This window comes from uncultured Corynebacterium sp. (assembly GCF_902489365.1).
Classification (GTDB): domain Bacteria; phylum Actinomycetota; class Actinomycetes; order Mycobacteriales; family Mycobacteriaceae; genus Corynebacterium.
The window spans coordinates 1-10118 of sequence record NZ_CABTZR010000076.1 but is presented as its reverse complement, the minus strand read 5'-3'; the positions used below and the strand labels follow the sequence as shown (position 1 = coordinate 10118).

Below are 10118 nucleotides of genomic sequence, written 5' to 3'. Positions count from 1 at the left end.
GCTGCGGTGAACGGATACGCGCTCGGTGGAGGTTGCGAGCTGGCCATGATGTGTGACTTCATCATCGCTGGCGACAAGGCCAAGTTTGGCCAGCCGGAGGTCAACCTGGGCGTCACTCCGGGTATGGGAGGCTCCCAGCGACTGACCCGAGCTATCGGAAAGGCGAAGGCCATGGAGATGTGCCTGACTGGCCGCATGATGGCAGCCGAGGAAGCAGAACGCTCCGGCTTGGTAGCACGCGTGGTTCCTGCCGGTGAGCTCCTTGACTCGGCGCTGGAGACGGCAAAACTCATCGCTTCGAAGTCCTTCGTGGCAACGTCTCAAATCAAAGAACAGGTCAATGCGGTTGATGAACTTTCATTGTCCCAGGGTATCCAGTTCGAACGCCGAACTTTCCACGCTTTGTTCTCTTCCCATGATCAGAAGGAAGGTATGGCAGCCTTCGTAGAGAAGCGCGACCCGGAGTTCAAGCACTCCTAAACCCTTAACCGCGAGTTAGCCTTCTTTTCGCTTCTTCGGCCGTACGTGCGTGAGCGCACGCTTTTTAAAGAACAAATGGCTACTGGGCGTCGGGCTCCTCGACATCGTCACCGGCCGCGCGCCGGATGCGGTTGGCAGCAGCAATGATGCGGTCTTGCTCGCCAGGAGAAAGCGCAACGGAATCGAAATAGCGATCAAGGGCAGGCCCCGCCGCCGAGGCCAACACGATGCCTTGGTCGGTGACCATGACCAAGGTTGAGCGTTTGTCTTTTGGATCGCTGACTCGCTCGACAAGTTCGTCCTTCTCAAGCTTGCGCACCGTGTGAGTCAGTGAAGCAGGCGGAAGCTGAAGCCGAGCGCTGATTTTAGACATGGGCATGCTCCCTGCACGTGACCACATGAGCACAGCGAGCACCTCAAACTGGTTGTAGCTCACTCCATAAGGAGCCAGCACATCTTCGGCACCATTACGCAAAATGTGTGCGGCACGTTCGAAGGAGGACACCGTGGCGAGGCCACGAGCAGAGCGCTCGGAATAACGCTTGGCCCACTGGCGGCGTGCTTCAGCGATGATATCCATGAGCGGAAAAGAACCTCCTTGCGGTACGTGAGATAACTATAAATGAGAGCTTCGCTGTTCTAGGAACTCGACCACAGGCATCGCGGGTAGGACCGCAAGTGGGGGAGAGCCACCGGAGGATGAGGGCGTCGCAGATGCGAAAACCCCAGCAATAGGCTGGGGCCTGCGTTGCTGAAAGGGCGGTGGGTTAACCCTTCAGTGCTGGGAAGTCAGAGTCCGCGTATTCCGTCGATGCCTTCGTCTCGCCGCCGTCAGCGGAGTGGATCTCGGTTTCGCGCTTGCGCAGATCCACACGGCGGATTTTGCCGGAGACAGTCTTTGGGAGTTCATAGAACTCGAGGCGGCGGATGCGCTTATAGGGTGCCAAGCCATCCCGGCAGTGTTTGAGGATGGATTCGGCGGTTTCCGCCGTCGGCTCGTAGCCGTTGGCTAGAGCGACGTAGGCCTTTGGCACGGCGAGGCGGATGGGATCCGGGGAGGGAACCACCGCTACCTCGGCGACTGCCGGGTGCTCGATGACGACGGACTCGAGTTCGAAAGGGGAGAGGCGGTAGTCGGAGGCCTTGAAGACATCGTCGGCGCGGCCAATGTAGAAAATGTAGCCGTCCTCATCGCGTTCCGCGGTGTCTCCCGTGTGGTAGTAGCCATCGCGGAAGACTTCCGCGTTCTTGTCTGGGTCATTGAAATAACCCACAGTCAGGCCGACTGGGCGGGGGTCGAGCTTCAAGCAGATTTCTCCGGTATCCCCAATCTCATCAGTAGCGGGATCCTTGAGCACGACTTCCCAGCCTGGCAGCGGACGTCCCATCGAACCTGGCTTCACTTTTTGTTCTGGGGTGTTAGCAATCTGCAGCGTCGTCTCCGTCTGTCCGAAGCCATCGCGAACGTTTGTGTTCCAGGCCCTGGCAATGGTGCTGATGAGCTCGGGGTTGAGCGGCTCGCCAGCCGCAACCAGCTTTTTGGGTGGGGTCTTCATGCGGCCTAGGTCTGCTTGGACGAGCATGCGCCAGACCGTTGGCGGCGCGCAGAAGCTGGTGACGCCTTCTTCTTCCATCTTGTCCATGAGCGCAGCGGCGTCGAAGCGCGCATAGTTGTAGAGGAAGATGGTGGCCCCTGCGATCCACGGTGCGAAGAAGTTTGACCACGCGTGCTTGGCCCAGCCGGGGGCGGCGACGTTGAGGTGGACGTCGCCAGGCGCCAAGCCAATCCAGTACATCGTGGTCAGGTGCCCCACTGGATAGGACGTGTGAGTGTGCTCGACGAGCTTCGCCTTCGACGTAGTGCCGGAGGTGAAGTACAGCAGGAGGGTCTCATCAGCCTTGGTTTCTTGCTTCGGTGTGTACTCTTCTGAGCCGGAAAAGGAATCCGAATAGCGCAGGGTGGGGTGCGTTGTCTGCGCATCTGGTTCATCGCCGACCTGGATAACGGTGAAATCACCGGTGACGTCTTGGAACTTAACGGCATCTTCGGCGTTGGCCACGACCCAGGAAATATTGGCGCGGTCGGTGCGGTCTTGCAGATCAGCTGCGCCCAGCATTGCGGTCGCCGGGTTAAGTACGAAACCTGCCTTGATGCAGGCCAGCATGCACTCCCACAGCTCTACCTGGTTGTTGAGCATGAGCATGACGCGATCGCCGCGCTGGACGCCCTGGGCCTCCAGCCAGTTGGCCAGTTGTGCCGATCGTGCTGACATTTCAGCAAAGGTACGGCGGGTGCTGCTGCCATCTGTCTCACAGATGACGAGAGCCTCGCGATCCTTCGACTCCTCCGCAGTGGCGAGGTGATCGAACCAATCAAGTGCGAAGTTGAAGTGCTCGAAGCGCGGCCACTCGAAGTTGCTGCGGGCTGCTTCATAATCAGTCTGATAAGAAACCAGCAGGTCGCGGGCTGCTTGGAATTGTTCGGTCACCGTGGTCATTGGTTCTCCTCTAGCTTGTGCTCAAATGGGTCAAGGACGGCGCAATGGCTATGGCCCGTGTCCCAAACCGTGCGTCTCTGTGACGTGGGTCGCAACCCACATTACTTCGAGTTCGAAGTAATGGCTAGAGAATTTCCGAACTGCCTTTGAAAGATGCAGGTTAGCGTGGTGAAATTCCGTGGAGAATGAGCTGGCCAAGGGTGTGGTAGGCCTCTGCTGGGGCCAGGGTGTCTGAGTAAAAGCCCTGCTGAATATCGCTCATTGAACGCTGGATGAGGCGGGAGACAAAGTCGGTGTACTCGGCGGTGAATTCCCCAGCCTCGACGCCGTGGCTGAGTAGCTTGTGGATGGTCTCGGTAGCTCTCCTGGTGTTGAGGCTATACACCTCCTGAGCAGCGGGTTCAGAGGCGAGGTCGCGCATGAACTCAGGGCTTGCGGGTTCTAGGGCAATGGTCATCGAAGAGAAGTATTTCTCAAGTGCTTGGGTGTAAGAAGCTGCTGTGGTGACCGCGGTGCGACGGGTGATTTCTTTGAAGAAGCTGACCAGTACGCGGCGAATGATTGCGTCTCTGGATGGGCCTAATGCGTACATGGTCGACTTTGAGCATTGGTAGCGCTTCGTTGCGCCGTCGATAGTGAAGGATTCGAAGCCCTCGGCCAAAAAGTCCTGCAAGAGGGCGTTAAACAGCTCGCGCTGCCGTGGTGTGAGTGGTTGGGTCATGCTTCTTTCTGCCTCTCGGTGGTCTTGGCTTTGTGTGTTCTTTACGTGTGTTCGTCCCAGTCTGTTGCGCACAAGGATCATAGAACATGGCACGCGAGAGTACGGAAAGATGTATATTCGTACTCATTCAATGTGGAAAGCTCATTGATGCTTGAGTCCAAGAGTTTGTATGTGGCCTGGAGAAAGCCCATGCAGCGACCTTAAAACCCAGCTAGAAAGGTAGAAAGCTATGCCGCCGATTCTTAGTCCGCAACACCCCAGCGGGAAACACTTGGAGAACATTAAGTACCCCCACGCTGATATTTTCGCGGTAGCAGATCGTCTGGTTCCTGAGGAACAGGCGCGTCTGGCGGAGATCCACGAGTTCTTGCAGACGGAGATTCGCCCTGTTGTAGGTGAATACTGGGACCGTGAGGAGCTGCCATTCGATCTTCTTCCTCGCATGGCGGAGATGGGGTTGGGCGAAATTGAACTCACGGATACCTCGCGCCTCTATCGCGGGCTGGTGTACGCGGAAGTAACCCGCGCGGACGTGTCCTTGTCTGCTCTGGTGGGCATTCACAACGAGCTGGTCCTCGGACTCATCGATAAGCTGGGCTCACCAGAGCAAAAGGACACTTGGCTAGCAGGTTTGCGCCAATTCACCAAGGTGGGGTGCTTTGCGTTAACCGAACCGGAGCACGGCTCCGATATCGCCGGCGGCCTTGCCACCACAGCAGAGCGCACCGCTGAAGGCTGGCTTATCAACGGAGCGAAACGTTGGATCGGGGCCGGCACCTTCGCTGATTTTGCCATCACCTTCGCCCGGGATAAGGCTGATAATGAGATTAAGGCCTTCATCGTGGAACTCGACCGTGAGGGCGTGACGCGCAACAAGATCTCCCGCAAGATGGGCCTGCGCATCATGCAAAATGCGGACCTTAAGTTCGACAACGTCCTCATCCCACACGAGAACCTGATTCCGGGTGCGGAATCCTTTGCCAACGTCAATGACTTCCTGTGCTATTCGCGCGCCTGGGTGGGCTGGCAGGGAGCCGGCTTGCAACTGGGCATCTTCGACAAGGCCCGTGAGTACGCGGTCAAGCGCCAGCAGTTTGGCAGGCCAATCGCCAAATTCCAGCTGGTCCAGGAGCAGCTTTCCCGTATCCTCGGCAACGCCACCGCGTCGCTCGCCATGATGGCGCAGCTGGCAGAGGTCCAAGAACAAGGAAAGCTGGAAATGCCCTTTGCCGCTTTGGCAAAGGCAACCACCACGCGCCTGGCGCGTGAATCCGCCGCGGCGGGCCGCAACATCGGCGGAGGAAACGGCATCCTAACCGAATACGACTTGTCGAAGATGATGGATGATGCCGAGATTCTCTTCACCTACGAGGGAACCTACGACATCAACTCGCTCATCGTCGGCCGCGCTGTCACCGGCGTTTCCGCTTTCGTTTAAACAGCCCTGCCAAACCCGACACCCCACGGTGATTAAAGGAGAAAACCATCATGAACCTGCACGAAGCATCCGCCGTCGTTACCGGCGGTGCATCTGGCCTCGGAGCCGCAACGGCTGCAGCACTCGCGGAGCACGGGGCCACGGTCACCGTGCTCGATCTGTCCGCCCCGGAGGAGAAACACAGCGGAATCAACTACACGGCAGTCGACGTCACCGATGCGGCCGCAGTACGCGAGGCGGTTCTCGCCGCATCCGAGCAAAAACCTTTGCGCGTGGCGGTAAATTGCGCAGGCATCTGCCCCTCGGCACGCATCTTCGGGCGAAAAGGCCCCCATGACCCGGAGCTGTTTTCTAAGACGATCAACGTTAACCTCATGGGAACCTTCCACGTCATGACTGCAGCCGCCGAGGCGATGGCCCAGGCGGAGCCTCTCGACGAGGACGGCCAGCGCGGAGTCATCATCAACACCGCTTCCGTCGCGGCCTTTGAAGGGCAGGTTGGCCAGGCGGCCTACGCGGCGTCCAAGGGTGCAGTTGCTGCCCTGTCGATTACCGGGGCCCGGGATCTCGCCTCGTTGGGTATCCGCGTCAATGCCATCGCGCCGGGTGTCGTGGCCACCCCGATGATGGCGCAGATTACCCCGGAGTTCCGCGAACAGCTCGAGGCCACTGTGCCTTTCCCCGCAAGGCTGGCAAAGCCGGAGGAATTCGCCGCCCTAGCTGTGTCTATTGCCGAGAACCCCTATATCAATGGTGAAACGATTCGCTTGGATGGCGCGCTGCGTATGCCGCCACGCTAAGGGCCTCATCACGAGAATCGACCTCAAGAGACCCATCACGCGCGCATTGTCGACGCCCCTCCGATACGGGGCCCAGCCATAAGGCCTAGCCATAAGCCGGCAGGCCCCAATAGGGAAAAACTGCGCGTGTCGTCTGCACCAGCGCTGCGTGTGGCCTTTCAGCCATGACCTTGGTGGGATCGAAGCCCCCAATGGCGGCGCACGCACCCTCATCACCCAAGGTAGATGAGCCCTCCCAGCCTTTTGGCATCCGTTCCGAAGCTGCGAGCTCAACGTCGGCGACCGCTGCCAGCACGTGGGTCCACGCACGGGCGACGGCGTCGACTCGATATCCACCGCCGCCAAGCGCGACCCATCGCCCGCCCGCAAACTGTTGCGCCCACACCGCCACGGAACGATAAGCCCGCGCCATCGCGTCGATGGTGAGTTCCAGATCCGCGAGGGGATCGGAACGGTGTGGATCCGCACCGTGCTGGGAAATGATGAAGTCGGGACGGAACTTCTTGAGGAGCGGCGGGACGACCGCGTGGATGACTTGCAGCCACTCCTCGTCATTCACCCCGCGGGGCAGGGCCACGTTAACCGCGGTCCCCTCCGCGCCGTGACCACCGATCTCGTGTGCATAGCCAGTCCCAGGGAAAAGATAGAGTCCCGATTCGTGTACTGAGATGGTGAGCACGTTGGGGTCATCCCAAAAAATCTTTTCGACGCCGTCACCGTGGTGGGCATCCAAGTCCAGGTACACCACGCGTTGGGCGCCGTTAGCTAGCAGCCAACGGATGGCGATCGCGGCGTCGTTGTACATGCAGAACCCCGACATGGAATCGGAGAAGGCGTGGTGTAACCCGCCGGAGAGATTCACAGCGCGCTGCGCACGGCCCTCCCATACGGCGCGCACGGCCGCCAGGGTGCCGCCGGCGATGCGCGCGGCGACCGTCGATAAGCCATGGCTAATCGGGTTATCTTCAGTGCCCAAGCCAAAGCGTTTGGAGGGCACCTCGGCGCGGGTGGCGGCGATGTAATCGGGATTGTGAACGAGCTCCAAGTGGGAGGTATTCACCGGGGTGGGACATTCGATGTCGAATTCTTCCAGCACTCCAAAGTGCTTGGCCAGCGACATTGCGGCGGCGACGCGATCCGGCCCCATCGGATGCTGCGGCCCAAGCGAATAGCGGTACATCTCCTCCGAGGCAAAGAGCAGAGGCTTTGGCTGACTCATGACAGGGACCTCGCGAGGGGATCGCGGACATCACCGAGCGGAGCGATGCGCATTCGAGCCCCCACCACAGCAGTGTGCGCTACCCCGGCGATGACTGGAGAGAGCTCGATATCGACGAGCGCAGCAATGTCGTCCTTGAGCTGTGCCAGCTGCATCATGACCTCTTCGATACGGTGCAGTTTGGCAGCTTTGGTGCCGCGGTAGCCGGCAAGCAGAGGAGAAGCCTTGAGACAGCTGAGCATGTCGAGTGCATCGGTGCGGCGAAGCGGGGGCACGCGCCACTCGACGTCTCCCAAAAGATCCGAGGGTAGGCCGGAGATACCGGCGGAAATCATGGGCCCAACAACGGGATCTTCGATGGCACGCACAGTGAGGGAGGCACCGGCTGTGACCATGCGTTGCACGACAGGGATGAGAATAGCCGGATCCTCACCCAAGTGGAGATCGCGCGTGAGCTGGGTGATGGTGGTCCACGCTCGCACCATGGATTCCTCGTCATGGATGCTGCGCACGACGGTGGGCAGCTCCGAGCGTCCCCGCACCATTTGCGAGCTGCACTTGAGGACGACGTCCCAGCCGTATTCGCGGCCGGCCGCGATGGCTTCGTCGAGGGTGCACACCGGGGTCCATGGGACGATCTCTATGCCATAAGCCCTAAGGATTCGTGCGCACTCCTCGTCGGTGGCCCAGCGTCCCGTGGGGGAATCAGTCAGAACCTCCGCGACCACACCGCGCGCTTCAGCAAGGCCCGCGCTGTTGGCGAACTCATCGGATGGATTGGGGCGGGCTAGGGCCCGGCGGCGTTCATTATCGATGATGGTTGCCAAAGCTTCAATGGCGTCGGCGTAGGTGCCAAACACAGGAAGCTGGCCGGGTGCCTCTGGGCCCTCAGCGGTGCGGAAATCGGGGATATCAAAACCCACGAAGCTGGCGATGAGCGGGGTATCCGTCGTCGTTGTCGCCAGCTGGGACAAACTTGAATGCGCATCCTTGAGAATGAATTCGCCGACCTCCACGACGGCGCACAGCACTGCGTCGATACCCGGATCTTCTAGGGCGCGCCGGGCCTGTTCCGTGATGGCGGGGGCGGGGGCATCGACGACGGTGGTGGCGTGCGGGCGCAGCCCGAAGCGCCAGGCTGCCTGTTCCATCTGCGCGGTGAGGCCGGAGGAATTCGACATCACTGCGATGCGGCGGCCCTGCGGAACGGGTTGGCGCGCGAGGAGCTGGGCGATGTCGAGCATGGCATCGCGGCGGGTGACCACCATTGCCCCAGTGCAGCGAATGATCTCGTCGAGGGCAGCCGGGCTCGCCGCCGACAATCCCTCCACCGCGTAGTGGCGGGCTGACTTCAGAGCGCGGGAGGGTAAGAAAACGACGACGTGCTTGTCCAGCGCTAGGCGGCGCAGAACCCGGAAAAATTTGCGCGGGTTACCGATTGAGTCGAGGGAGAGCAAACAAATCCGGGTGTTCTCATCTTGGCTCCAGAATTGCATGACGTCATTGCCTGTGACGTCAGCGAAGGAACCGGCGGCAATGAAATTGCTTAGGCCGCACCCGAGCTGCAGTGCATGGGACAGAGCTAGCGTCGCCACACCAGCCGACTGCGTAAACAGGCCGACTTGCCCGGAGCGCGGCATGGGTGCGGGGCTCGCGTTAAGCCGCACCGCCTCATTCGTGTTGATAAGACCTAGCGCAGCTGGGCCAAGGGCTCGAAGGCCGTAGTCCCTAGCCGCGAGCACGATGTCGCGGGCCCGGTCGGGGGAGAGGTTGGGGTTCTGGCTGCGGGAGATGAGGACCACTCCCTTGGCGCCGGCGGCGGCAGCAGCCTGCATAGCCTCGGCTCCGCCGTGGCCTTGGAACTCGATGACGACGAGATCCACCTGCTCATCAAGGGCGTTGAGCTCTTCCACACCGTGAAGGTGGAGCAGTGTACCGGAGAAATTGGCGCTGGCTAGCTGTTTGCTGGACAGCGTTCCGACTACCGCCACTGAGCGTGGGGTGAGCAAACGGTGGATCGAGTTGGCCTCTGCGCGCAGCTCGCGGCGCTCCATGACATCGCGGGAGTTCTCATTCGGCGCAATTCGGAAATCCACCCGGATGAAACCATCCTCGAGCTCCGGCTTCGCGGAATACCCCGCGCGTACGAAAACCTGCACCATCCTTCGGTTCTGAGTCAGCATCTCCGCGAAGAAGCGTTCCACTTTTCCTTCGCGTCCAATCTCTGCGAGGTGCTCGAGCAGGATATTAGCCACGCCTTTTCCGTGGTGGGAATCTTGGACAAGGAAGGAGACATCGCCCACCCGCGCGGGCAGGAATTGTTCGACAATGGAGTATCCGGCGACGGCCACGATATTGCCGCGTTCCACCATGACGAGGGTGACTTTGTCATAGCCTTCCGTGTGGAGCCAACGGTCCAGGTCATCGTCGGTCAGCGTGGGGTGCGTGCCGAAGAAGCGTAGGTACTTCGATTGATCTGAGACGCGGTCGTAAAAGGCGCGGATGGCGTCGCGGTCGGCGGGCGTGATGGGGCGCAGCGTAGCGATGTCGCCGTCGTTGAGGATGACATCGGCTTCCCAATTCTGCGGCTCGGGGCCGGTAGGCGCGGTAGACGTGGGCTGCTCCATGTGGTCCATGTCATCACCTTAGCCAACGCTGCGTCGAGCTCAGGGCAGGTGAACGGCATTCACCCCACCGGGCTTCGGGGAGGGCATCCACAAAAGCACTGGACAGTATATGTACGGCACATCACTGCAGGGGGTGAATAGTGTTCTGTATCTCAAGTTCTATGGCGAGCGGTTGTTATTCACCGTTAGTGTGTGACCCAAGCCATACAGGGAGCCGGAGGTTCCAGGAAGGAGAAGCGCAATGCGCACTGTTTATCACTACGTCAACGGAGAAACATTCGAGGGAACGTCGGGCAACACGCAGCCCGTCCTCAATCCTTCGACCGGCAAGGAGC

General features: G+C 60.2%; 8 protein-coding genes. 3 read left to right on the top strand and 5 right to left on the bottom strand.

Annotation, left to right across the window (positions count from 1 at the left end):
- The coding region (locus tag RDN59_RS09910; protein ID WP_308607697.1) for an enoyl-CoA hydratase-related protein at positions 1-480 on the top strand (480 nt) is incomplete at its 5' end.
- A 79-nt stretch (positions 481-559) separates the two neighbouring features.
- Here RDN59_RS09910 and RDN59_RS09905 read toward each other — a convergent pair.
- From RDN59_RS09905 to RDN59_RS09895, 3 genes are all read right to left on the bottom strand, one after another.
- Positions 560-1060, bottom strand: a complete 501-nt coding sequence (locus RDN59_RS09905) for a MarR family transcriptional regulator (protein WP_308607696.1) — start codon at positions 1058-1060, stop codon at positions 560-562.
- A 187-nt stretch (positions 1061-1247) separates the two neighbouring features.
- The gene (locus RDN59_RS09900) at positions 1248-2978 is read right to left on the bottom strand and encodes an AMP-binding protein (RefSeq protein ID WP_308607695.1); all 1731 of its coding nucleotides are present in this window, start codon (positions 2976-2978) and stop codon (positions 1248-1250) included.
- A 160-nt stretch (positions 2979-3138) separates the two neighbouring features.
- Positions 3139-3699: a TetR/AcrR family transcriptional regulator gene (locus tag RDN59_RS09895; RefSeq protein ID WP_308607694.1), complete on the bottom strand. Its 561-nt coding sequence runs from the start codon at positions 3697-3699 to the stop codon at positions 3139-3141.
- 229 nt (positions 3700-3928) lie between these two features.
- Here RDN59_RS09895 and RDN59_RS09890 point away from each other — a divergent pair, with 229 nt between their 5' ends.
- Positions 3929-5137, top strand: coding sequence for an acyl-CoA dehydrogenase family protein (locus RDN59_RS09890; RefSeq protein ID WP_308607693.1), 1209 nt, complete (start codon positions 3929-3931; stop codon positions 5135-5137).
- 50 nt (positions 5138-5187) lie between these two features.
- Complete coding sequence (locus tag RDN59_RS09885; RefSeq protein ID WP_308607692.1) at positions 5188-5937, top strand: SDR family NAD(P)-dependent oxidoreductase; 750 nt, start codon at positions 5188-5190, stop codon at positions 5935-5937.
- An 85-nt stretch (positions 5938-6022) separates the two neighbouring features.
- On the opposite strand, the gene RDN59_RS09880 is transcribed toward RDN59_RS09885, so the two are convergent.
- Together RDN59_RS09880 and RDN59_RS09875 are read right to left on the bottom strand one after the other, a co-directional pair.
- Positions 6023-7156, bottom strand: coding sequence for an acetoin utilization protein AcuC (locus RDN59_RS09880; RefSeq protein WP_308607691.1), 1134 nt, complete (start codon positions 7154-7156; stop codon positions 6023-6025).
- Positions 7153-9792 (bottom strand): GNAT family N-acetyltransferase, encoded by a 2640-nt coding sequence (locus tag RDN59_RS09875; RefSeq protein ID WP_308607690.1) that lies wholly within the window; start codon positions 9790-9792, stop codon positions 7153-7155. Before RDN59_RS09875 ends, RDN59_RS09880 begins: the two co-directional genes overlap by 4 nt.
- Positions 9793-10118 lie beyond the last annotated feature (326 nt).